At 69.6% G+C, this 23,273-nt stretch carries 22 protein-coding genes; 21 read left to right on the top strand and 1 reads right to left on the bottom strand.

The features are described from left to right. Nucleotides 1-71: 71 nt before the first annotated feature. Genes AB0F44_RS20275 through AB0F44_RS20310 form a run of 8 tightly spaced genes read left to right on the top strand, consistent with a single transcriptional unit; the run spans nucleotide 72 to nucleotide 7,745 of the window. A complete protein-coding gene (locus tag AB0F44_RS20275; RefSeq protein WP_357358429.1) occupies nucleotides 72-827 on the top strand; it encodes an SDR family oxidoreductase in 756 nt (251 codons plus the stop codon). Beyond that, on the top strand, nucleotides 827-1,603 hold the full coding sequence (locus AB0F44_RS20280; RefSeq protein WP_357358431.1) for an SDR family oxidoreductase: 777 nt from the start codon (nucleotides 827-829) through the stop codon (nucleotides 1,601-1,603). The genes AB0F44_RS20275 and AB0F44_RS20280 overlap by 1 nt, the downstream gene beginning before the upstream one ends. Continuing rightward, nucleotides 1,600-2,583: an NADPH:quinone oxidoreductase family protein gene (locus tag AB0F44_RS20285; RefSeq protein ID WP_357358433.1), complete on the top strand. Its 984-nt coding sequence runs from the start codon at nucleotides 1,600-1,602 to the stop codon at nucleotides 2,581-2,583. The genes AB0F44_RS20280 and AB0F44_RS20285 overlap by 4 nt, the downstream gene beginning before the upstream one ends. Next, nucleotides 2,580-3,215 (top strand): HAD family phosphatase, encoded by a 636-nt coding sequence (locus tag AB0F44_RS20290; protein WP_357358435.1) that lies wholly within the window; start codon nucleotides 2,580-2,582, stop codon nucleotides 3,213-3,215. The genes AB0F44_RS20285 and AB0F44_RS20290 overlap by 4 nt, the downstream gene beginning before the upstream one ends. Then, entirely contained in the window at nucleotides 3,212-4,246 is a 1,035-nt protein-coding gene (locus AB0F44_RS20295; RefSeq protein ID WP_357358437.1) for a phosphotransferase family protein, read from the top strand. The genes AB0F44_RS20290 and AB0F44_RS20295 overlap by 4 nt, the downstream gene beginning before the upstream one ends. 3 nt (nucleotides 4,247-4,249) lie before the next feature. After that, nucleotides 4,250-5,482, top strand: coding sequence for an acyl-CoA dehydrogenase family protein (locus tag AB0F44_RS20300; RefSeq protein ID WP_357358439.1), 1,233 nt, complete (start codon nucleotides 4,250-4,252; stop codon nucleotides 5,480-5,482). Beyond that, nucleotides 5,479-6,666 (top strand): acyl-CoA dehydrogenase family protein, encoded by a 1,188-nt coding sequence (locus AB0F44_RS20305; RefSeq protein WP_357358441.1) that lies wholly within the window; start codon nucleotides 5,479-5,481, stop codon nucleotides 6,664-6,666. The genes AB0F44_RS20300 and AB0F44_RS20305 overlap by 4 nt, the downstream gene beginning before the upstream one ends. Further along, a complete protein-coding gene (locus tag AB0F44_RS20310) occupies nucleotides 6,663-7,745 on the top strand; it encodes an acyl-CoA dehydrogenase family protein (protein ID WP_357358443.1) in 1,083 nt (360 codons plus the stop codon). Before AB0F44_RS20305 ends, AB0F44_RS20310 begins: the two co-directional genes overlap by 4 nt. 20 nt (nucleotides 7,746-7,765) lie before the next feature. Here AB0F44_RS20310 and AB0F44_RS20315 read toward each other — a convergent pair whose 3' ends face one another. Then, complete coding sequence (locus AB0F44_RS20315; protein WP_357358445.1) at nucleotides 7,766-8,908, bottom strand: helix-turn-helix domain-containing protein; 1,143 nt, start codon at nucleotides 8,906-8,908, stop codon at nucleotides 7,766-7,768. Nucleotides 8,909-9,136: 228 nt separating this feature from the next. On the opposite strand from AB0F44_RS20315, the gene AB0F44_RS20320 reads away from it, so the two are divergent. The 13 genes from AB0F44_RS20320 (at nucleotide 9,137) to AB0F44_RS20380 (ending at nucleotide 23,218) form a co-directional block, all read left to right on the top strand. Then, nucleotides 9,137-9,955, top strand: a complete 819-nt coding sequence (locus AB0F44_RS20320) for an ABC transporter ATP-binding protein (RefSeq protein ID WP_357358447.1) — start codon at nucleotides 9,137-9,139, stop codon at nucleotides 9,953-9,955. Next, a complete protein-coding gene (locus tag AB0F44_RS20325) occupies nucleotides 9,955-10,659 on the top strand; it encodes an ABC transporter ATP-binding protein (protein ID WP_350665569.1) in 705 nt (234 codons plus the stop codon). Before AB0F44_RS20320 ends, AB0F44_RS20325 begins: the two co-directional genes overlap by 1 nt. Before the next feature lie 9 nt (nucleotides 10,660-10,668). Then, a complete protein-coding gene (locus tag AB0F44_RS20330; RefSeq protein WP_357358449.1) occupies nucleotides 10,669-11,547 on the top strand; it encodes a branched-chain amino acid ABC transporter permease in 879 nt (292 codons plus the stop codon). 3 nt (nucleotides 11,548-11,550) lie between these two features. Next, a complete protein-coding gene (locus AB0F44_RS20335) occupies nucleotides 11,551-12,633 on the top strand; it encodes a branched-chain amino acid ABC transporter permease (RefSeq protein WP_357358451.1) in 1,083 nt (360 codons plus the stop codon). Next, nucleotides 12,630-13,958, top strand: a complete 1,329-nt coding sequence (locus tag AB0F44_RS20340; RefSeq protein ID WP_357358453.1) for an ABC transporter substrate-binding protein — start codon at nucleotides 12,630-12,632, stop codon at nucleotides 13,956-13,958. The genes AB0F44_RS20335 and AB0F44_RS20340 overlap by 4 nt, the downstream gene beginning before the upstream one ends. 116 nt (nucleotides 13,959-14,074) lie before the next feature. Then, on the top strand, nucleotides 14,075-14,854 hold the full coding sequence (locus AB0F44_RS20345; protein WP_350665576.1) for an SDR family oxidoreductase: 780 nt from the start codon (nucleotides 14,075-14,077) through the stop codon (nucleotides 14,852-14,854). A 10-nt stretch (nucleotides 14,855-14,864) separates the two neighbouring features. Next, a complete protein-coding gene (locus AB0F44_RS20350; RefSeq protein WP_357358455.1) occupies nucleotides 14,865-15,635 on the top strand; it encodes a serine hydrolase in 771 nt (256 codons plus the stop codon). After that, entirely contained in the window at nucleotides 15,632-16,792 is a 1,161-nt protein-coding gene (locus AB0F44_RS20355) for a dipeptide epimerase (protein ID WP_357358457.1), read from the top strand. Before AB0F44_RS20350 ends, AB0F44_RS20355 begins: the two co-directional genes overlap by 4 nt. After that, on the top strand, nucleotides 16,789-17,370 hold the full coding sequence (locus tag AB0F44_RS20360) for a C40 family peptidase (RefSeq protein ID WP_357358459.1): 582 nt from the start codon (nucleotides 16,789-16,791) through the stop codon (nucleotides 17,368-17,370). Before AB0F44_RS20355 ends, AB0F44_RS20360 begins: the two co-directional genes overlap by 4 nt. An 85-nt stretch (nucleotides 17,371-17,455) precedes the next feature. Further along, the gene (locus AB0F44_RS20365) at nucleotides 17,456-19,195 is read left to right on the top strand and encodes a glycerol-3-phosphate dehydrogenase/oxidase (RefSeq protein WP_350665584.1); all 1,740 of its coding nucleotides are present in this window, start codon (nucleotides 17,456-17,458) and stop codon (nucleotides 19,193-19,195) included. A gap of 43 nt (nucleotides 19,196-19,238) precedes the next feature. After that, the gene (locus AB0F44_RS20370; protein WP_357358461.1) at nucleotides 19,239-19,838 is read left to right on the top strand and encodes a hypothetical protein; all 600 of its coding nucleotides are present in this window, start codon (nucleotides 19,239-19,241) and stop codon (nucleotides 19,836-19,838) included. 48 nt (nucleotides 19,839-19,886) lie between these two features. Continuing rightward, nucleotides 19,887-21,509, top strand: coding sequence for a succinic semialdehyde dehydrogenase (locus AB0F44_RS20375; RefSeq protein ID WP_357358463.1), 1,623 nt, complete (start codon nucleotides 19,887-19,889; stop codon nucleotides 21,507-21,509). Beyond that, nucleotides 21,506-23,218: a GMC family oxidoreductase gene (locus AB0F44_RS20380; protein WP_357358464.1), complete on the top strand. Its 1,713-nt coding sequence runs from the start codon at nucleotides 21,506-21,508 to the stop codon at nucleotides 23,216-23,218. Before AB0F44_RS20375 ends, AB0F44_RS20380 begins: the two co-directional genes overlap by 4 nt. Nucleotides 23,219-23,273: the final 55 nt, after the last annotated feature.

Consider the following 23,273-nt stretch of genomic DNA (forward strand, 5'->3'; position numbering starts at 1 on the left):
TACCCCGTAGAGTGACCGCTGTCACCACCTAAGCAAGCGCTTAGATTAGCCGAGCACACGAGGGAATGAGCATGTCGAGGTTCGAGGGACGTACGGCGATCATCACCGGGGCCAGCCGGGGCATCGGTCTGGGCATCGCCCAGCGGCTGGTGGACGAGGGGGCGAAGGTCGTCATCACGGCGCGCAAGCCCGAGGCGCTGGCGGAGGCGGTCGAAGGGCTGGGCGGCAAGACTGTGGCCCTCGGTATCGCCGGTAAGGCCGACGACCCCGAGCACCAGGAGGAGGTCGTCAAGGCTGCGATCGACACCTTCGGCAGCGCCGACCTGCTGGTCAACAACGCCGGCATCAACCCGAAGGCCGGCGGCCTGATCGACATGGACCGCGAGTCGGCCCGCAAGACCGTCGAGGTCAACTGCCTCTCGCCGATCGGCTGGACCCAGCAGGTCTGGCGGGAGTGGATGTCCGAGCACGGCGGCGCGGTCGTCAACATCTCCTCGGTGGCCGGCCTGGCTCCGACCCCGCTGATCGCGACGTACGGCGCGAGCAAGGCGATGCTCAGCTACATCACCCAGGAGTTGTCGGTCGAGCTCGGCCCGAAGGTACGCGTCAACGCGATCCTCCCGGCGGTCGTGAAGACCAAGTTCGCCGAGCTCCTCTACGAGGGCCGCGAGCAGGAGGTCTCGGCGGCCTACCCGCTCAAGCGCCTCGGCACCCCCGAGGACATCGCCGGCGTCGCCTCGTTCCTCCTCTCAGAGGACGCCGGCTGGATGACCGGCCAGCTCGTCACCGTCGACGGCGGCCTCACCCTCGCCGGCGGACGCGTCTGATGGCGCCGGCTCCAGGCAGCACCGCCGTCGTCACCGGCGCCGCGGGTGGGATCGGCCGTGCCCTGGCCGCCCGCCTCGTCGCCGAGGGCGTCCGCGTCGTGGTCAACGACATCGACGACGTACGCCTGGCCGAGACGGCCAAGGAGATCGGCGCCCACCCGGTGGCCGGCGACGCGGCTTCGGTCGAGGGCGTGGCCCGCCTCGTCGAGGCGGCGAAGGACCACCTCGGTCAGATCGATGCGTGGTACGGCAATGCCGGCATCGACCGCGGTATCGGCCTGGACTGTCCCGAGGAGGACTGGCAGGCGTCGCACGAGGTCAATGTCATGGCGCACGTCCGGGCGGCGCGGCTCCTCGTCCCCGACTGGGTCGAGCGGAAGGGTGGTCGCTTCGTGGTGACGGCGAGCGCGGCGGGGCTGTTGATGATGGTCGGTACGCCGACCTACTCGGTCACCAAGCACGGCGCGGTCGCCTTCGCGGAGTGGCTCTCGGCCACCTACCGCCATCGCGGGATCGTCGTCCAGGCGATCTGCCCGCAGGGCGTACAGACCGGGATGCTCGAGCGGTCGGGACAGATGGCGGGTCTGCTCAGCCGTGACGGCGCGCTGACTCCCGAGCAGGTCGCCGACGTCGCCTGGGAGGCGACCAAGGACGACCGCTTCCTGGTGCTGCCGCACCCGGAGGTGGCCGACTACTACGCCGCGCGGGCCACGCAGACCGACAAGTGGCTCGGCGGGATGAATCGACTCTGGCAGCACGTGGAAGGACAGGTATGAAGGCGTGGCGGATCGGCTCGCTCGGCGAGCCCAAGGACGTGATGCGGCTCGAGGAGGTGCCCGACCCGACCCCCGGGGCCGGACAGCTCGTCGTGAAGGTGCTGGCCAGCCCGGCCAACTTCCCGGACGTCTTGATGGCCCGAGGTCTCTACCAGGTCAAGCCCGAGCTGCCGTTCACCGCCGGCGTCGAGCTGTGCGGTGAAGTCGTCGCGCTCGGCGAAGGCGTGGAGGGGTTCCAGGTCGGCGACCGCGTGATCGGCGGCGGATCGCTGCCGTACGGCGGCTTCGGCGAGCTCGCGCTGATGGACGCGGCGACCACCTTCCCGGCTCCGGAGGCGCTCACCGACGCCGAGGCGTCGAGCCTCTACATCGGCTACCAGACCGGCTGGTTCGCGCTCCACCGCCGCGCCCACATCCAGCCCGGCGAGACGCTGCTCGTGCACGCGGCCGCGGGCGGGGTCGGCAGTGCTGCGATCCAGCTCGGCAAGGCCGCCGGAGCCACCGTGATCGGTGTCGTCGGTGGGCCGGAGAAGGCCGAGGTCGCCAAGCAGCTCGGCGCCGATGTGGTCATCGACCGCCACACCGAGGACTTCGTGAAGGTGGTCAAGGAGGTCACCGGCGGCAAGGGCGCCGATGTGATCTACGACCCGGTCGGCGGCGACACCTACGACCGCTCCACCAAGTGCATCGCCTTCGAGGGCCGGATCCTGATCATCGGCTTCGCCGGCGGTCGCATCCAGGAGGCCGCGCTCAACCACGCGCTGATCAAGAACTACTCGATCGTCGGGCTCCACTGGGGCCTCTACAACATGCTCGGACCCGAGCTCGTCAAGGAGTGCCACGCCGAGCTCACCCGGATGGCGGACGAAGGCAAGATCAAGCCGCTGGTCAGCGAGGAGCTGTCCCTGGACGAGGTGGCCGACGGCGTACAGCGTCTTGCCGACGGCACCACCGTCGGACGGGTCGTGTACGTCGCATGAAGGCTGTCATCTTCGACTACGGCGGGGTGCTGACCACGCCCATCGGCGACTCGATCCGAACATGGCTGGAGGCTGACGGCATCAAGCCGGAGAGCTTCACGAAGGTGCTCAAGGAGTGGCTGGGCCGCTACGCCGACGCCGGCACCCCGATCCACCGCCTCGAGCTCGGCGAGCTCTCGGTCAAGGAGTTCGACAAGCTCCTGGCCGCTCGCCTGGAGACGTACGACGGCAGCCCGGTCCATCCCGAGGGCGTCCTTTCCCGGCTCTTCGCCGGGATGCGGCCCAACCCGGAGATGTTCGCGCTGGCCGAGGAGCTCCGCGACGCCGGCATCCGGCTCGCCCTGCTCTCCAACAGCTGGGGCAACTTCTACCCGCGCAAGCAGGTCGACGCGCTGTTCGAGGTGGTGGTGATCTCCGAGGAGGTCGCGATGCGGAAGCCGGAGGCACCGATCTTCGACCGCACCTTGAGCAAGCTCGGTCTCCCGGCCGAGGAGTGCGTCTTCATCGACGACGCCGAGCCCAACGTCCTCGGCGCCCGGGCGGTCGGTCTCGACGCACTGCTGCACACAGACCCGGCGAGCACGCGTGCAGCGCTCGCCCGAATGATTCCCACACTCGGAGGTGCCGCGTGACGACCGAACCGCTGCCCGGACTCGACCTGGACCGGCTCGGCCCCTGGCTGGCCAAGAACCTCGAGGGCGCCGGCGCCGACCTGAGCGCCACCCACATCTCCGGTGGCAAGTCCAACCTGACGTACGCCGTCTCCGACGGCACCCACGAGTGGATCGTCCGGCGCCCGCCGCTGGGGCACGTGCTCGCCACCGCGCACGACATGAAGCGTGAGCACACGGTGATCACCGCGCTGCGCGACACCGACGTGCCAGTGCCGCACACCTACGCGTTCTGCGACGACGAGGAGGTGCTCGGGGCGCCGTTCTACGTGATGGAGAAGGTCGACGGCCGGCCCTACCGCTACGCCCGCGAGCTCGAGCCGCTCGGCGCTGAGCGGACCAGGGCGATCTCGGAGCAGCTCATCGACGTGATGGCCTCGCTGCACGCGGTCGACCCGGCCGCGGTCGGGCTGAGCGAGTTCGGCCGCCCCGAGGGGTTCCTGTCGCGGCAGGTCAGGCGCTGGAAGAAGCAGCTCGACGCGTCGTACTCCCGCGACCTCCCCGCCGCCGACGAGCTGCACGCGCTGCTGGAGGCGCGGGTGGAGGCTGCCGAGGCCGCCTCCACCGGGCCGGGGATCGTGCACGGCGACTACCGGCTCGACAACGTACTCACTGATGGCGAGGACCGGATCCGCGCCGTCGTCGACTGGGAGATGGCAACGCTCGGCGACCCGGTCACCGACCTGGCGATCCTGCTCACCTACCAGCGGATGGCCGAGGTCTCCGGCGACGGCACCGTGACCGATGTCAGCAACGCACCCGGCTGGCTCTCCGAGGACGAGATCATCGCCCGCTACGACGCGGCCAGCCCGCGCGACCTGAGCGAGTTCGGCTTCTACCTCGGGCTCGCCGCGTACAAGCTCGCCGCGATCCTCGAGGGGATCCACTATCGCTACCTCAAGGGCCAGACCGTAGGGCCCGGATTCGACAAGATCGGGGACGGGATCCACCCGCTCCTGGACATGGGACTGTCTGCAATGAAGGAGAAGTGACGCATGGATTTCGCACCCGACGCCAGGACCGAGGAGCTCGTCGCCTCGGTATGGGACTTCCAGAAGACGTACGTCGAGCCCAACGAGGCCGTCTTCGAGGAGCAGCTCGCGGCCCAGGACGACAAGTGGGCCTGGGACAGCGTCCCGGTCCTCGGCGAGATCCGCGCCGAGGCCCGCAAGCGCGGCCTGTGGAACCTCTTCCTTCCCGGTGAGGGCGGGGCCGGGCTGACCAACCTGCAGTACGCCCCGCTGGCCGAGATCACCGGCCGCAGCCACCTCGCGCCGGCCGCGTTCAACTGCGCCGCGCCCGACACCGGCAACATGGAGGTGCTGCACGACTTCGGCAACGAGGCGCAGCAGAAGGAGTGGCTGGAGCCGCTCCTGGACGGGCAGATCCGCAGCGCCTTCGCGATGACCGAGCCGGCCGTCGCCTCCTCCGACGCGACCAACATCGAGACCTCGATCGTGGCCGACGGCGACGAGTACGTCATCAACGGCCGCAAGTGGTGGATCACCGGCGCGATGAACCCCAACGCCAAGATCCTCGTCGTGATGGGCAAGACCGACCCGTCCGCCGAGCGCCACAAGCAGCAGTCGATGATCCTGGTGCCTCGCGACACTCCCGGCCTCATGATCAAGCGCGGCATGGAGGTCTTCGGCTACGACGACCACGACCACGGCGGCCACGCCGAGCTGGTCTTCTCCGACGTACGCGTGCCCGCGGGCAATCTCATCGGGACCGAGGGCATGGGGTTCGCGATCGCCCAGGCCCGCCTGGGCCCCGGTCGCATCCACCACTGCATGCGCTCCATCGGCCTGGCCGAGCGGGCGATCGAGCTCATGTGTGCCCGGGTCGAGGAGCGGGTCGCCTTCGGCAAGCCGCTCTCCGAGCAGGGCGTGATCCGCGACTGGATCGCCGAGTCGCGGGTGCGGATCGAGCAGCTGCGGCTCCTCGTCCTCAAGACCGCCTGGCTGATGGACACGGTCGGCAACAAAGGCGCCCACACCGAGATCCAGGCGATCAAGATCGCCACCCCGGCGACCGTCCAGTGGATCCTCGACAAGGCGATCCAGGCCCACGGCGCCGGTGGTCTCTCCCAGGACTTCCCGCTGGCCAAGTCCTACGCCGGCATCCGTACGCTGCGGTTCGCCGACGGCCCCGACGAGGTGCACAAGAACGCCCTGGCCAAGGCCGAGCTGCGCAAGCAGGCCGCGCGGCGGGAGGGACGGCAGTGACTCCGGACGAGCTGCGTGGTCGGGTCGACGAGTTCCTCGCCGAGCACCCGGTCGAGACGACGGAGCCAAGCGCTTTCCTGCACGCCCGGTACCAGGCCGGGCTGGCCTGGGTCGCGTTCCCCGAAGGCCACGGTGGTCTCGGTGCCTCCCGGGCCCTGCAGCCGCTGGTCTCCGACCTCTTCGAGGCGGCCGGCGCCCCCGACAACAACCCGCGACGCAACGGGATCGGGCTCGGCATGGCCGCGCCGACGATCCTGGCCTACGGGACCCCGGAGCAGAAGGAGCGGTTCCTGGAGCCGCTGTGGTGCGGAGAGGAGATCTGGTGCCAGCTCTTCTCCGAGCCCGGCGCCGGCTCCGACCTCGCCGGCCTGGCGACCCGAGCCGTCCTCGACGGTGACGAGTGGGTCGTCAACGGGCAGAAGGTGTGGACCTCGGGTGCCCACAACGCCGACTTCGCGATCCTGGTCGCCCGCACCGACCCGGACGTCCCGAAGCATCGCGGCCTGACCTACTTCTTGTGCGATATGCACGATCCGGGCGTCGAGGTGCGGCCGCTGCGCCAGATCACCGGCGAGGCGGAGTTCAACGAGGTCTTCCTGACCGATGTGAGGATCCCTGACGCCCACCGGCTCGGCGCCGTCGGGCAGGGATGGGAGGTCGCCAACGCCACCCTCAACAACGAGCGCGTCGCCATCGGTGGCGCCGCCATGCCTCGCGAGGGCGGGATGCTCGGCGTGGTCGCCGAGTCGTGGCGTACGCATCCGGAGAACCACACCCCGGAGCTGCGCGACCGGCTGCTGAGGCTGTGGGTCGAGTCGGAGGTGGCCCGGCTGACCGGGGCACGGCTGCGGCAGAAGCTGGCCGTCGGCCAGCCCGGCCCCGAGGGGTCGGCGATGAAGCTGACCTTCGCCAAGGTCAACCAGCAGCTCACCGGTCTCGATCTGGAGCTGCGCGGCGAGGAGGGCCTTCGCTACGAGGACGGCGACGGCTGGGCGATGGTCCGGCCCGAGCATGTCGACTTCGGCGGCCGCGACGCCGTCTATCGCTACCTGCGCGCCAAGGGCAACTCCATCGAGGGCGGCACCTCGGAGATCCTGCGCAACATCGTGGCCGAGCGAGTCCTCGGTCTCCCCGGGGAGCACCGGGTCGACAAGGACGTTTCCTGGAAGGAGATTCCGAGATGAGCGATGTCGAACTGCTCGACAACGAGCTCGATGCCGACCTGCGTGGCACGGTCAGGTCGTTCCTGGCCGAGCGCTGCGCGCCGGCCGACGTGGTCAAGGCGTACGACGGGGACAGCTCGCTCACCCCTGTCCTGTGGAAGGGCCTCGCCAGCGAGCTCGGGCTCGCGGGGCTGCTGATCCCGGAGTCCTACGGTGGCGCCGGGGCATCCGCCCGCGAGGCCGCCGTGGTCCTGGAGGAGCTGGGTCGGGCGGTTGCCCCGGTGCCGTTCCTGACCAGCTCCGTCGTGGCGACCTCGGTCCTGCTGGCCGGGCCCACCGAGGCGGGTGCGGAGCTGCTGGCCGCACTGGCGTCGGGAGAGCGCACCGCGGCCCTGGCCGTGCCGCTCGCGACCACGACCGTCCAGCCGTTGGAGCCCGTCGAGACGGAGATCCGGTCGGTCGCCGGCGCCCTGGAGGCGGACACGCTCCTGGTGCCGGTGAGGACGCTCGACGGCATCGAGATCCGGGCCGTCCCCGCGGACCGGGCGACGATCGCCCCGGTGAGCTCGCTCGACATGACCCGCCAGCTCGCCGATGTCACCCTCGACCCGGCTGCTGGCGAGGTGGTCGTGGCCGCTGAGCACGGTGCCGAGGCCGTACGTTCCGGTCTGCTGGCCGGGGCCGCGCTGATGGCCTCCGAGCAGGTCGGGGTGGCGCAGTGGTGCCTGACCACGACGGTGGAGTACCTCAAGGTCCGACGCCAGTTCGGCCGGATCGTCGGTGGCTACCAGGCGCTCAAGCACCGGCTCGCCGACCTCTACACCAACGTCGAAGGTGCTGGCGCGGCTGCGCGCTACGCCGCCGGAGCGCTGGCTCTCGGAGATGCGAAGGAGACCGAGATCGCGACCCACGTCGCCGCCGCCTACTGCGGTGACCTGGCCGTCACCGCGGCCGAGGAGGCGGTGCAGCTGCACGGCGGCATCGGCATGACGTGGGAGCACCCCGCCCACCTCTACCTCAAGCGGGCCAAGGCCGACCAGATCGCGTACGGCCTCCCCGGCCTCCATCGCGATCGTCTGGGGGCTCTGGTCGACATCTGAACCGCTGGTCGAGCGAGGAGCTACTTCTCCAGCGCCATCAGAGCGAGAGCGAACAGGAGGCGGTCGCGCGGGTCGGAGATGCTCTTCCCGGTGAGGTCCTGGATCTGCTTGATGCGGTAGATGACCGTGTTGCGATGGCAGATCAGGTCCTCGGCGGCATGGGTGGGGGAGCCGCCGTGCGCGATGAGGGCGCGCAGCGTCGCCAGCAGCACGTCTGACTGGTGGGTCGGCTGCGCCTGGATCGGGCCGAGGGTGCGGCGTACGAGCAGGTGGGAGACCGCGGGGGAGGCGGTCAGCAGCACCTGCGGGAGGCGGTCGTCGACGACCGCTATGTCCGTACGCCCTCTGGGCACCGTCTCCACCGTGTGCGTGGCGAGCTGGAAGGCGGTGCCGAAGCCGCCGAGGTCGTCGGCGGTGGCGATCCCGACCCGGCCCGAGTTGCAGCAGGCGAGCTGCTCGACCAGGTCGGCGACGGCCTCCGCGACCGGGCGCGACCCCAGCGGGATCAGCCCGAAGTGGTGGTCGCCGCGGACGTGCCAGAACGACACCAGGCCGGCCTTCTCCAGCCGGTCGTCGGGGTTGCGCAGCGGTGAGTCGCGGTTGCCGTCGAAGGCGGCGACCACGCAGGCCATCCGCGCGTCGGCGGCGACCCCGAGGATGTCCTGCACCTCGGCGGCGAACGCGGGGTCGCCACCGCGGCCCTCCGCCAAGCCGTCGAGGAGCCGGCCCTGGAGCTGCAGGTCGCGGCGCTGCAGCAGCGCCGCCTCCTTCCGGTAGGCGGACGACATGACCGAGTTCTGCACGTCCAGGTCGGTCCACACCTGGCGCCCGGCGAGCACCATCACCCGGTCGTCGATCCCCAGGGCCTCCTGCTGGTGGACCATCGCCTCCCACAGCATCCGGGTGCCGACGGTGTAGGCGTTGAGGCAGTACTCCAGAGGTACGCCCTGCCGCGCGCGCCGTCGCCCGGTATCGCGCCACAGGTCGACCGGATTGGCTCCCGGGGTCATGCCGGCCATGGCCCGGATGCCGCGGCGTACGTGCTCCCGCGTGCTCGAGCGCAGGTCGGCGCGCACCGACGGATCGGCGTTCTGATGCCACTCCGGCTGGATCGCGATCAGGGTCAGCGTGATGTCGTCGGCGATCGCGTCCGCCTGGTTCACCAACGAAGCCCAGGCACGTTCCACCAGAGGGCGGAGTTCCGCGTCGGGAGCTGTGTCACTCGTCACACCCATGTGCGGAGCGTCCCATGCCCACTGCCGTATACGCCAGCAAACCAGGGAATCTCAGTCGGAGCGCCCGAAAGATTTTGTGCGCGTTGCCCATATCCCCAGTTGTGCGGAGAGTCCAAAGTGATAGCCGTCACAACAGGCGAAGGGAGCATGATGCAGATGCCTGGCGAAGACCCGCCGCTGTTCGCGGTGGAGGGAGTCTCGGTCCGGTTCGGGGGCGTGCGTGCCCTCGAGGACGTCTCCTTGGAGGTCGCGCCCCATGAGGTGCTCGGCGTCATCGGCCCCAACGGTGCCGGCAAGACCACCTTGTTCAACGTCGTGTGCGGCTTCGTCAGCCCCGCGGAGGGCGAGCTCCGCCTCCGCGGCGAGACGATCCACGACCTCCGTCCGTACCAGCTCGCCGGCCACGGCATCGCCCGGACCCTGCAGGGACTCGGGCTCTTCGAGCGGATGACGGTGCTCGACAACGTGATGGTCGGAGCCGACCGTCTCGCCCGCGCCGGCTTCGTACGCGGCCTGCTCGGGCTCGGCCACCGCGACGACGCCCGGCTGGCCGCCAAGGCTCGTGAGGTCCTCGGCGAGCTCGGTATCGAGTCGTACGCCGCCCGCTACCCGGGCAGCCTGCCTTACCCGATCCGGAAGAAGGTCGCGCTCGCGCGCGCCCTGGTGGCCGAGCCGGAGCTGCTGCTCCTCGACGAGCCCGCCAGTGGTCTGAGCGCCGAGGAGATGAGCGAGCTCGGCGAGATCATCACCGGGCTGACCGAGCGCACCGCCGTGATGCTCGTCGAGCACCACATGGACCTGGTGATGTCGGTCTGCCACCGGATCACCGTGCTCGACTTCGGCCGCGTCATCGCGGCCGGCTCACCCGACCAGATCCGCAACGACCCCGCCGTCCTCGCCGCCTACCTGGGTGACCAGGTCGAGCACGACGACGCCGCCGAGGTCCACGCCCTGACCGTCGCCGAGGAGGCCTGATGTTCGCCGTCGAAGACCTGAGCGCTGCGTACGGACCCGTCAAGGCGCTCAACGGCGTCACCTTCACCGCGTCGAGAGGCCAGGTCACCGCGGTCCTGGGCGCCAACGGCGCCGGCAAGACCACGCTGCTGCGCACGGTGTCCGGACTGGTGAAGTCCAGCAAGGGCAGCGTGAAGCTGGACGGCAAGGACATCACGCGCACCGCGACCGAGAAGCTGACCTCGTACGGCCTCTCCCACGTCCCGGAGGGGCGCGGCGTGATCGCCGAGCTGACCGTCACCGAGAACCTCCGGCTCGGCGGGCTGCACCGCGCGACCGGCTCCGAGCCGATGCCGGTCGAGCGGGTCTTCGAGCTCTTCCCGCGGCTGGGCGAGCGCCGCGAGGCCACGGCCCACATGCTCTCGGGTGGTGAGCGGCAGATGCTCGTCATCGGCCGTGCGCTGATGGCGCGGCCGACCGTACTCCTGCTCGACGAGCCCTCCCTGGGGCTCGCGCCCCGGGTGGTGGCCCAGATCTTCGACCTGCTCCGCGGGCTGGTGCAGACCGAGGAGCTCACCGTCGTCCTGGTCGAGCAGAACGCCCGCAGTGCCCTGTCCATCGCTGACCACGGAGTCGTGCTCAACCTCGGCAAGGTCGTCGCCTCGGCGCCGGCCGCCGAGCTGGCCGCCGACGAGCAGCTCCGCCACGCCTATCTCGGGTTCTGAGGAGCAGACATGCAGCAGTTTCTCGACACCACCCTCGGAGGGCTGGTCCTGGGCGCGGTCTACGCCGCGTTCGCGCTGGCCCTGTGCCTGATCTGGCGCTCGACCCGGATCGTCAACTTCGCCCAGGCGGCGATGGCGATGGTGACCACCTACATAGCTCTCTCGCTGATCAACGCCGACGTGCCCTACTGGGTCGCATTCATCGCCGCCATCGCCGCCGGCTTTGGGCTCGGCGCCGTGATCGAGCGGGTCATCATCCGCCCGGTCGAAGGCAAGGCCGAGCTCAATGCGGTGATCCTCACCCTCGGGCTGTTCATGGTGCTCCACGGCCTCACCGCGATCACCTTCGGCGTCCAGCACCGCGGCTTTCCGGCTCCGGTCAGCACCAACGCGATCAACGTCGGGGACACCTCGATCGGGATCACCCCGTTCGGCATCCTCACGATCGTCGTGGTCGCCGTCGTGATGGCCGGCCTCGTGGTCCTCTTCCGTTTCACCGACCTGGGGCTGCGGATGCGGGCCGCGGCGTTCAACGGCGAGGTCTCCCGGCTCCTGGGCGTACGCGTCGGCCGCATGCTCACCCTCGGCTGGGCGCTCGCCGCGGCCGTGGGTGCGGTGGCCGGAATGCTCATCGCCGGCGGCGACCTGGTGAACCCGGCGTTCATGGACCCGTTCGTGATCTACGGCTTCATCGCGGCCGTGCTGGGTGGCCTCGACTCGCCGCTCGGGTCGGTGATCGGCGGCCTGATCCTCGGGCTCTCGCTCTCCTACGTCACCGGCTACGTCGGTGAGCACCTGGCGCCGCTGGTCGCGCTCGGGATCTTGATGGTGGTGCTGCTGGTGCGTCCCAGCGGCCTCTTCGCGGCCGCCGCGGCCAGGAGGGTCTGACCCATGGAACGTCTGCGTTCTCTCGTCCGTCCGGTGACCTCGGTGCCGCTGGCACGTCACGTCATCGTCGCGCTCATCGCCTTCGTGGTCGCCATGGCCGTGATCGGCAGCTCGAGCCAATATCTGCAGACCCGCTATGCCGAGATGGCCTACTTCGCCATCGCCGCCGGCGGGCTCACGCTCCTGACCGGCCTCTCCGGCCAGCTCTCCCTGGGCCACGGCGCGCTCATGGCCGTCGGTGCGTACGCCGCAACCCTCGTGCTCGAGCGCACCGGTGGCGAGACCCTGGCCGACGTCTTCGTCGCCCTGCTCGTCGCGATCGCGGTCTGTGCCGTGGTCGGGGTGGTGGTCGGGGTCCCTGCGGCGCGGCTGCACGGGCCGTACATCGCCGGCGCGACGCTGACGCTGGCCGTCGCGGTGCCCCGGCTGGCCAACCAGTGGGAGTTTCTCGGCGGCGAACAGGGCCTCCAGGTGCCCGTGCCCCGCGCCACCGACCTCCCGGTCTGGATCCAGGACCTGGTCTGGTTCTTCACCGCCGTCGAGATCGACCAGTACTCCTTCCTCGCCTACCTCGGCTGGCTGCTGCTCGCGATCACCTTCGTGGCGCTCGCCAACCTGAGCCGGTCCCGGGTCGGTCGTCGCTGGCGGGCGGTGCGGGACGACGACGTCTCCGCCGAGCTGGCCGGCATCCACCTGGGCCGCGCCCGCGTGGTCGCCTTCACCGTCAGCGCCATGGCTGCCGGGCTCGCCGGCGGGCTGATGGCCATGAACGTACGTCTCACGGCACCGGGCGCGTTCACGATCACGCTCTCGCTGACCCTGCTGGCCGCGGTCGTCCTGGGCGGGCTCGGCAGCCTGACCGGAGCGCTCATCGGGGCCGGCGTACTCGCCTTCCTTCCTCACTTCGCCACCGATCTCGGGGAGTCGGTCGGGCTCAGCGCAACCCAGGCCGCAGAGGTCACCCCGGTGGTCTACGGGCTGGTGCTGATGCTCGTCATCCTCCTCGCTCCGGCGGGGATCGTCGGCAGCTTGCGCACTTTCCTGGCGCGCTCATCTCTCGGGTCAACCAAGGAGAAGACAACATGAGAAACACTGCACGCAGAGCCGTACAGGTCGTCTGTGTCCTCACCACTGCCTCCCTCCTCGCGGCCTGTGGCGCGGGGAAGGAAAGGCCGTCGGAGGACGGGACGGCGGTCGGCGTCACCGACAGTTCGATCAAGGTCGGTGCGCACTTCCCGCTGACCGGCCCGGCCGCACCCGGCTACTCGGAGATCCCCTCCGGCCATCAGGCGTTCTATGAGTACGTCAACGACAACGGTGGCGTCCACGGCCGAGACATCGAGATGGTCGTCAAGGACGACGCCTACAACCCGACCAACACCAGCGCCGTCACCAACGACATGATCCTGCAGGACGAGATCTTCGCGATGGTCGGCGGCCTCGGCACCCCCACGCACCGCGCGGTCGTGCAGCGGCTCAACGACGACGGCATCCCCGACCTGTTCGTCTCCAGCGGCTCGCTGCAGTGGGGCGACGACCCCTCCGCCTCGCCGATGACGTTCGGCTGGCAGCCGGACTACGAGATCGAGGGCAAGGTCATCGGTCAGTACGTCAAGGAGAACATGCCCGACGCCAAGGTCGGCCTCTTCCTGCAGGACGACGACTTCGGCGAGGACGGCGAGAAGGGCGCGCGGCAGTTCCTCGACGCCCAGATCGTCGACGTACAGAAGTACACGCCGGGTGGGTCGACCGACTTCTCCCCGCAGATGTCCTCGTTCAAGTCCAAGGGCGTCGACCTGGTGATCGGCTTCAACACGCCGTCCTACACCGCACTGAGCCAGATCGCCGCGCAGGGCGTCGGCTTCAAGTCGAAGTGGTTCTACTCGAACGTCGGCTCGGACCCGGCGCTCGTCGGCGGGCTGCTGGCCTCGATGACCAAGGGCAAGATCCCGGCCGAGCAGGGCGTGAAGCTGATGGACGGGATGATGACGACCGAGTACATCCCCGGCGTCGACGCTCCTGACGACGAGTGGGTCAAGCTCTGGCAGAAGGTCTGGGACGAGTACTCCAAGAAGGGCTCGGAGAAGCTGAGCAACTACCGGATCTACGGCATGTCGCAGGCCTACACCTTCGTCCAGGCGCTGCAGGCCAACGGCAAGGACCTGACCCGGGAGTCGATCGTGGAGACGATCGAGAAGGAGGGTTCCTCCTTCGAAGGGCCCGGGATGGCGCCCTTCCGGTTCTCCGAGGACTCCCACATGGGCATCTCCGGGATGAGCGTGGTCGAGATCAAGAGCGGTGCCTCCGAGCCGCTCACGCCGGTCCTCGTCACCGACATCGGCGACGCCCCCATCGAGGAGGACGACAGCGCCGCCTCGGACGCCCCGCCCTCGTCGGGCATCCCGGAGTGAGCACGGCCGAGTAATCCGGTACCACCTGATACTGATCAGTAGGTTGCCGCACGTTCACGGACCGGCCTCGGTTACAGTGATTAACCCTCACTAACGCCACTGGAGGTGGTCGGTCCGTGAACGTACTCGCACCCGGGAGCGGGGTGGTTGTGACCGGAGCAGCCCGAGGGATCGGGAGAGCTCTGGCCACGCGGTTCGCAGCGGAGGGGTGTCGCGTCGTCGTTGCCGACATCGACGACGCCGAGCTCCGCTCGGTGGCCGACTCGATCGGCGCCCTTGCGGTCCCCGGCGACGCCGCCTCGGCCGCCGGCACCGCGGCGCTCGTGGACGCTGCGCGGGAGGAGCTCGGCAAGATCGACGCCTGGTACGGCAACGCGGGAGTCGAGCGCGGCCGCGGCCTCGAGGCCTCCGACCACGCCTGGATGACCTCGTACGAGGTCAACGTCCTCGCCCACGTACGCGCCGCGCGGCTGCTGCTGCCGGAGTGGGTCGCCCGCGGTGCTGGCCGGTTCGTGGTCACCTCCTCCTCCGCAGGTCTCCTCACGCTGCTCGGCTCCCCCTCCTACGCGGCCACCGAGCACGCCGAGATCGCCTTCGCCGAGTGGCTCGCCGCCACCTACCGGCACCAGGGCGTCGTCGCTCAGGCGATCGTCGCGCGCAGCGTGAAGACGGCGATGCTCGAGCGCTCCTCCGGACTCCCGGGTTTCCGGTCGGCCGAGGGCGCGCTCACCGCTGAGGAAGTCGCCGACGCCGTCTGGGATGCCGGGCAGAGCTCGCAGTTCTGGATCTCCCTCGAGCCCGACGTGGCCGAGGAGTACGCCACGCGTGCCTCGGACGTCGACGCCTGGATCGACGACGTGAACCGTGTCCGGCAGGAGCTCGACCGGACCGACTAGTCTCAGCGACGTGGAACCTTTGGTCTCGACCTGGCTCAGCGGCCTCGACGGCATCCCGACCCAGGCCCAGAACGTCAACCAGCAGCACTATGCGGCGAGCCTGATGAAGGTGCCCGTCGCGATCGCCGCCTATCGGCTGCGCGACCGCGGGCTGCTGTCGCTGGACGAGCCGATCTCGGTGCATCCCGACTTCGACTCCGCCGTCGTCGGGTCGCGTTTCGAGATGGACCCGGCCGAGGACCAGGACCCCGACACCTGGGCGGCGGTCGGGTCTCCGCTGCCGCTGGGTGATCTCGTACGCCGCTCCCTGACCGTCTCCGGCAACCTGGCCGTCAACCTCGTGCTCGAGCGGGTCGGGCTCGAGGAGGTCGCCGCGGTGCTCGCCGACGCCGGCGTGACGCCGATGACGACGGTCTCGCGGGGAATCGAGGACGCGCCCGCCCGCGAGGCCGGGCTGCAGAACCTGGTGACCGCCAACGACATGGGCAAGCTGCTCACCAAGCTCGCCTCCGGCCGGCTGCTGTCGCCCGAGTCGACCGCCGAGGTGGAGGGGATCCTGGTCGCCCAGGAGTATCGCGACGCGATCCCGCTCGGGGTGCCCGAGGACGCCGTGGTCGGCAACAAGACCGGCTGGATCGACGGCGTACGCCACGACATGGCGATCATCCGGCCCGCCGAGGGCGAACCGCAGGTGATGGTCGTGCTCACGACCGGCCTGGACGACGACGAGTCGGAGTTCCGGATCAGCGAGGTCGCTCGCTATCTGTGGTCGACCCTGTGACTTCCCCGCGCATCGTCGCGGTGCGCACCCAGCGTGTCCGGGTGCCCCTGCACACCCCGTTCGTGACCGCCCTGCGGCGTACGGAGTTCGCGGAGACGGTCGTCGTCACGATCGAGGACTCCGACGCGTGCGTCGGCTGGGGCGAGGCGCCGCAGGTCTGGAGGGTCACCGGTGACTCGCTCGCCGGGTCCGCCGCGGCGTTGGAGGGACCCATCTCCGACGCGCTGGTCGGTGCCGCCGCCGAGCTGACCTCGGCGGGCCTGATCCAGGGCGCTGTCGTCGGCAACCGGTCGGCCAAGATGGCCGCCGACATCGCGCTGCACGATCTCGTCGCCCGGCGGGCTGGCCTGTCGATGACCGAGCACCTGACGTCCCATGCGTCACAGCGCTCAGGCACTTCCTGCACTTCTCGGGCAATGCAACACCAGAGAAGTGCAGGAATACCCGGTGAACCGGGTATTCCAACGCACCTCACCACCGACATGACCCTCTCCGTAGGCACCCCCGACGAGCTGGCGGAGGCGGCGGCGGCCCGAGCGCGAGACGGGTTCACGACGCTCAAGATCAAGGTCGGGACCGACGCCGCAGGCGATGCCGAGCGGGTGCTCGCGGTCCGCGAGGCGGCGCCGGGGTGCGTACTCCGGCTGGATGCCAACACCGGCTGGCGGGCGGACGAGGCGGTGGCGGTGCTGACCACCCTGGCCGACCGCGATGTCGAGCTGGAGTTCGTCGAGCAGCCCGTCGCCCGGCGTGACCTGGAGGCGATGGCGTACGTCCGGCGTCACCAGCCCTACAAGATCCTGGCCGACGAGTCGGTCTTTGACCTCGAGGATCTCGTCGACGTCATCCGGGCCGGAGCGGCTGATGCGGTCAACATCAAGCTGGCCAAGTGTGGCGGCCTGACGCCTGCGATCGAGCTGTTGGAGATCGCGAAGAGCCACGGCCTGGGGCGCCTCGTCGGCTGCATGATGGAGTCGCACCTCGGCATCGGCGCGGCCGCGGCCCTGGTTGCGGCAGCAGGCATCCCCGGCGAGCAGGACCTCGACGCGGGCTGGTGGGCGAAGACCAGTCCGTATATCGGTGGCATCGGCTACGACGGTCCCCGCATCCTGTTCCCCGACGCCCCCGGCCTCGGCATCGAAGGAGTCCTCCCGTGACCACCGTCAACCAGCCCACCTTCGTCGTGGCCGAGCCCGCCGACGACGCCGAGCACGAGACCGAGGTCGTTCCCGGCGAGGAGATCGTCGTCCTGAAGACGCAGGGCGAGTGGGCGTACGTCGTCGTCCCGTCCCATGCATCGACGAAGGACGAGCGGGGCTATCCCGGCTGGCTGCCGACGTCCTCCCTGGCCGAGCCCGTGGCCACGATGCTGAGCAAGGCTCGGAGCTATCTCGGCGTCCCCTACGTCTGGGGCGGCACCACCGACGCCGGCATCGACTGCTCCGGCCTGATCTTCCGAGCAGCGGAGGCCATCGGCGTACGTCTCCCGCGAGACGCCCGCGATCAGGCCGCCGCGCTCGAGCCGATCGACCTCGACGACGTCACTGAAGGCGACCTCTACTTCTTCGCCCAGGACCGCGGCGACCGCATCACCCACGTCGCCATCGCGACCGCGCCACCCGAGCCAGACGGCGTACGCCCGATGATCCACGCCGACGGCGACAAGATGGTCGTCGTCGAGGAGCCGATGGCTCCGGACCGCCTCCCCACCCTCGTCAGCGCCGCCCGTCTGTGACGGCTGCGTGACGTATCAACCGGCGCCGGTGAATTTCTCGCGCGCCAGAAGTGACAATTCGGCGTGGTGAGTTAACTTCGAACGTATGACTCGTACAGGGGCACTGAGTCCACACAGCCGCGACCTCGCGATCGGCACGATGGTCGGTGCTGCGGGGGAGACCGAGCTCGACGTACTCGTCGTCGGTGGGGGTGTGACCGGTGCCGGAGTGGCGCTGGACGCCGTCACCAGAGGCCTGAGCACGGGGCTGGTGGAGCAGCGCGACCTGGCCTCGGGAACGAGCTCGCGGAGCTCGAAGCTCGTCCACGGCGGACTTCGCTACCTCGAGATGCTCGACTTCGAGCTGGTCCGCGAGGCGCTCCAGGAGCGTGGGCTGCTGCTCAACACCCTGGCCCCGCACCTGGTCCGGCCGGTGCCGTTCCTCTACCCGCTGACCAACCCCGTGTGGGAGCGCGCCTACATCGGCGCCGGCCTGGCGCTCTACGACGGGATGGCCAGCTTCGGGCCGCTCTCCGGGATGGGCAACTCCGGCCTGCCGCGCCACCGTCACCTCACCCGCAGGGGCGTCGCCCGGATCGCCCCCGACTTCCGCACCGACGCGATCACCGGCGCGATCCAGTACTACGACGCCCAGGTCGATGACGCTCGCCTGGTCATGACGATCGCCCGCACCGCCGCCTCCCACGGCGCCCACATCGCGACCCGGGTCCAGGTCACCGGGTTCCTGCGCGAGGGCGAGCGGGTCGTTGGGGTTCGGGCCCGCGACCTCGAGCACGACCAGGACCTGGTCATCCGGGCCAAGACGGTCGTCAACGCCGCCGGGGTGTGGACCGACGAGATCCAGGACATGGTCGGCGGCCGCGGCGCCCTGCACGTCAAGGCGTCCAAGGGCATCCACCTCGTCGTCCCGCGCGACCGGATCCGCTCCGAGTCGGGCTTCATCGTCCGCACCGAGAAGTCGGTCCTCTTCGTGATCCCGTGGGGCCGCCACTGGATCATCGGCACCACCGACACCCCGTGGACCTACGACCTCGCCCACCCGGCGGCGTCCAAGACCGACATCGAGTACGTCCTGGAGCACGTCAACGCGATCCTGCGCGTGCCGCTCGACCTCGAGGACGTCGAGGGCGTGTACGCCGGGCTCCGCCCGCTCCTGACCGGCGAGTCCGACCAGACCGCCGGTCTCAGCCGCGAGCACACCGTGGTCACGCCGCTGCCGGGTCTGGTGCTGATCGCCGGAGGCAAGCTGACGACCTACCGGGTGATGGCCAAGGACGCCGTCGACGCCGCTGCCCACTCGCTCGGCACGACCACCAACATGACCCTGCGCGACTCGATCACCGACAAGGTGCGTCTTGTCGGTGCCGAGGGCTTCGAGACCCGCTCGAACCAGCGGGTCCTGCTCGCTCGCCGTTCTGGTTTGCACGTCGCCCGTATCGACCACCTCCTGGGTCGCCACGGCGGCCTGATCGACGACGTGCTCGACCTCATTCAGGAGCGTCGCCCGCTCGCGCTGCCACTGGAAGGCGCCGAGGACTACCTGGCCGCCGAGGTCGTCTACGCCGTCAACAACGAGGGCGCCCGCCACCTCGACGACGTGCTCGAACGCCGCACCCGGATCTCGATGGAGACCTTCGACCGCGGCGTGAGCGCTGCCCCGGGAGTCGCCAAGATCATGGCCGACGAGCTCGGCTGGGACGAGCAGCGCGCCAAGGAGGAGGTCGACCACTACCTGCGCCGCATCGAGGCCGAGCGCCGCTCCCAGCTGCAGGTCACCGACGAGGAGGCAGACCGCGCGCGGCTGGAGGTTGAAGACCTCGTCTGAATTGCCGTGGCGGAGCAAGCGGTTGACGTAGCACTCTGTCGACATGTTCCTGGTCGCTGATCCCCCCGAGCCGCTGGCCACCGAAGATTTCGTGCTCGCGCCGCTTCGCCCCGAGCTGCTCGACCTGGACACCGAGGCCTACCTGGCCAGCCCGGACGTGATCCGCGACCACAGCTGCGGCAGGTGGCCGCTGGAGGGCTTCGGCAGCGACGACAACCTGCCGCTGGTGATCCGGCACTGGTCCGACCACCAGGCGAAACGGGCCTTCACCTACCTCTTCCTCGACCCCGAGGGCACCTCCTCGCTCGGCTGTCTCTACGTGCAGCCCCTGTTCCCCTATCTGGAGGCGATGGGCGCCGACGCCCAGACCCTGCTCAGGTACGCAGGTGGGTCCACCGCCCGGGTCACCTACTGGCTCCGACAGGACCGAAAGCCCGAGCTCGCCGCATCGGTCGCCGAGCGGCTGGACGAGTGGCTGCGTACGAAATGGCCGTTGGACGCCTATCTCTACCGAGCCGCGCCGGCGGAGGAGTGCACCGTGCATGCGCTCGACCGACTGCCGCTCGACCGCGTCGACATCGACCTTCCGGCCGAGCGTCACGACTATCTGTGGTGGGCCGCGGATGTTCGCATGGTGAGTTAGTGGGACGGCTGTCTGGCTTCCGAGACGCCCGTCACATACCCTCGGTACATGAGCGCATCGAACCCGACTTCTTCCGGCGGCCCGATCGTCGAGGGCCCGCTCGATCCCGAGCACGACGCCACGGCGTCCCTGGCCCTCGAGCCTGACTATGTCGCCCGCCTGACCGGCCGCGTCGTGGCGACCACGGGGGAGTCCCGAGAGGTCATCAGTCCGCTCAACGGGGCGCCGCTGGCGCACATCCCGCAGTCGAGCGATGACGATGTCGCCGCGGCCTTCGCCAAGGCCCGGGTCGCGCAGGAGAAGTGGGCTGCGACCCCGGTCGCCGAGCGCGAGCGCATCCTGATCAAGCTGCACGACCTGGTCCTCGACCGGCAGGACGAGATCCTCGACCTGATCGTGCTGGAGTCGGGCAAGGCCCGCAAGCACGCCTTCGACGAGCCGCTGCACATCGCGCTGACCGCCCGCTACTACGGGCGTCGGAGCAGCAAGATCCTCGACACCGAGCGCAAGCTCGGCGTCATCCCGGTGCTCACTCGGGTCGAGCTCAACCACGTACCGAAGGGCGTCGTCGGCATCATCAGCCCGTGGAACTACCCGTTCACGATGGCGCTGTGCGACGGCATCGCCGCGATCGCCGCGGGCAACGCGGTCGTCATCAAGCCCGACTCGCAGACCATGCTCAGCGCACTCCTTGGCGCCGAGCTGCTCGCAGAGGCCGGGCTCCCGGAGAACCTGTGGACCGTCGTCGCCGGCCCGGGCTCGAAGATCGGCACCAGCATCATCCAGCGCGCTGACTACGTCTGCTTCACCGGCTCGACCAACACGGGCAAGCTCGTCGCCAAACAGGCCGCGGAGCGCCTGATCGGCGCCAGCCTCGAGCTCGGCGGGAAGAACCCGATGCTGGTGCTCCGGGACGCCGACATCGAAAAGGCCGCCGAGGGCGCGACCCGCGCGGTCTTCTCCAACTCCGGTCAGCTGTGCGTGAGCGTCGAGCGGCTCTTCGTCGACGACAAGGTCTACGACCGGTTCGTGGAGCGCTTCGTCGCCCGCACCCAGGCGATGACCCTCGGCGCCACCCTGGGCTGGGAGAACGACATGGGCACCCTGATCTCGCAGGCCCAGGTCGACACCGCGACCGCCCACGTCGAGGACGCCGTCTCCAAGGGCGCCCGCGTGCTCACCGGCGGCAAGGCCCGCCCCGACCTGGCGCCGTTCTTCTTCGAGCCGACCATCCTCGAGGGTGTCACCCCGGAGATGACCTGCTTCGGCAACGAGACCTTCGGCCCGGTCGTCTCGATCTACCGCTTCCACAGCGAGGAGGAGGCGATCGAGCGCGCCAACGACGGTGAGTACGGCCTCAACGGCTCCATCTACAGCCGCGACACCTCGCGCGCCCGCCGCATCGCCCGCCAGGTCAAGTGCGGCACGATCAACATCAACGAGGCCTTCGGCGCCACCTTCGCGAGCATCGACGCCCCGATGGGCGGCATGCGCGAGTCCGGCCAGGGCCGTCGCCAGGGTGTCGAGGGCATCCTCCGCTACACCGAGACCCAGTCGGTCGCGTCCCAGGCCATCCTGCGCTTCGCCCCGCAGTTCGGGATGAGTGACCAGGCGTACGCCAAGTTCATGACCGCCTCGCTTCGCGTGCTGAAGTCGCTGGGCCGCGCATGACCCATTACGACGTACTCATCATCGGGTCGGGCTTCGGGGGATCGGTCAGCGCGCTGCGCCTGACCGAGAAGGGCTACTCCGTCGGAGTGGTCGAGGCGGGTCGCCGGTTCAGCGACGACGAGCTGCCCAACACCTCCTTCGACCTGCGCAAATACCTCTGGGCGCCGGCGATCGGCTGCTACGGGATCCAGCGCATCGACATGGTCAAGGACGCAGTCATCATGGCCGGCGCCGGGGTCGGCGGTGGATCGCTGGTCTACGCCAACACCCTCTACGAGCCGCTCGACCCGTTCTACGAGGACCCGTCCTGGAGTCACATCACCGACTGGAAGGACGAGCTCGCTCCCTACTACGAGCAGGCCAAGCGGATGCTCGGCGTCACCCTCTATCCCCATCTGACTCCTGCCGACGAGGTCATGCAGAAGGTCGCGGCCGAGGCCGGACGCGGGGACACCTTCCACAAGGCGCCGGTCGGCGTCTTCTTCGGCGGCCCGGGCCACGTGGCCGGGCAAGAGGTGGCCGACCCCTACTTCGGCGGGGAGGGCCCCGACCGGCGCGCGTGCACCAACTGCGGCGAGTGCATGACCGGCTGCCGCCACAACGCGAAGAACACCCTGGTCAAGAACTACCTCTACCTGGCGGAGAAGAACGGCGCCGAGGTGCACCCGCTGACCACGGTCACCCGCGTCTACCCGGCCAAGACCGGAAGCGGGTACGTCATCGAGACCCGCTCCACGAAGGCCAAGCTGGGCATCGGCCGCACGAAGCGGTTCACCGCCGACCAGGTGGTCTTCTCGGCGGCCTCGCTCGGCACCCAGAAGCTGCTCCACAAGCTCAAGCGCACCGGCGACCTCCCGCAGATCTCGCCGCGCCTGGGTGAGCTGACCCGCACCAACTCCGAGTCGATCCTGGGCGCGATCGCCCCGGACAACGCCATCGACTACACCGAGGGCGTGGCGATCACCTCCTCGTGGCACCCCGACGAGCACACCCACATCGAGCCGGTCCGCTACGGGCACGGCAGCAATGCGATCGCGGCGATGCAGACGGTGCTCACCGAAGGTGGTCCCCGGCGGTTCCGCCGGTGGCTCAAGGAGATGTGGCTGCAGCGCCGGTCGCTGCGTACGTTCTACGACTTCAAGCACTGGTCCGAGCGCACCGTCATCGCGCTGGTCATGCAGGCGCTGGACAACTCGATCACCACCTTCCCGAAGCGCACGATCTTCGGGTGGCGGATGTCGTCGAAGCAGGGTCACGGCAAGCCCAACCCGACCTGGATCCCGGCCGGCCTCGACGCCGTACGGAAGATGGCCGGGGTGATGAGCTCGGGCGAGAAGCAGGGGTATGCCGGCGGCACGATCGGGGAGCCGTTCAACAAGCCGATGACCGCCCACTTCATCGGTGGCTGCACCATCGGCGACTCGGTGGACACCGGCGTGATCGACCCCTACCAGCGGCTCTACGGCTACGACGGCCTGCACGTCGTCGACGGCTCCGCGATCTCCGCCAACCTGGGCGTGAACCCGTCGCTGACGATCACCGCACAGGCCGAGCGGGCGATGGCGTTCTGGCCCAACAAGGACCAGGCCGACCCGCGGCCGGATCTCGGTGCCGGCTACGCGCGGATCCAGCCCGTCACGCCGTCCTCGCCCGCGGTGCCCGCGAGTGCGCCGGCCGCCCTGCAACTGCCCATCGTTGACGTATCGTGACCGACCTGTTGCCTTGGTGACACGGGCTGCGCAGGAATTTTCTGGCAGGAAGTTT

This window comes from Nocardioides sp. NPDC023903 (assembly GCF_040639295.1).
Classification (GTDB): Bacteria; Actinomycetota; Actinomycetes; order Propionibacteriales; family Nocardioidaceae; genus Nocardioides.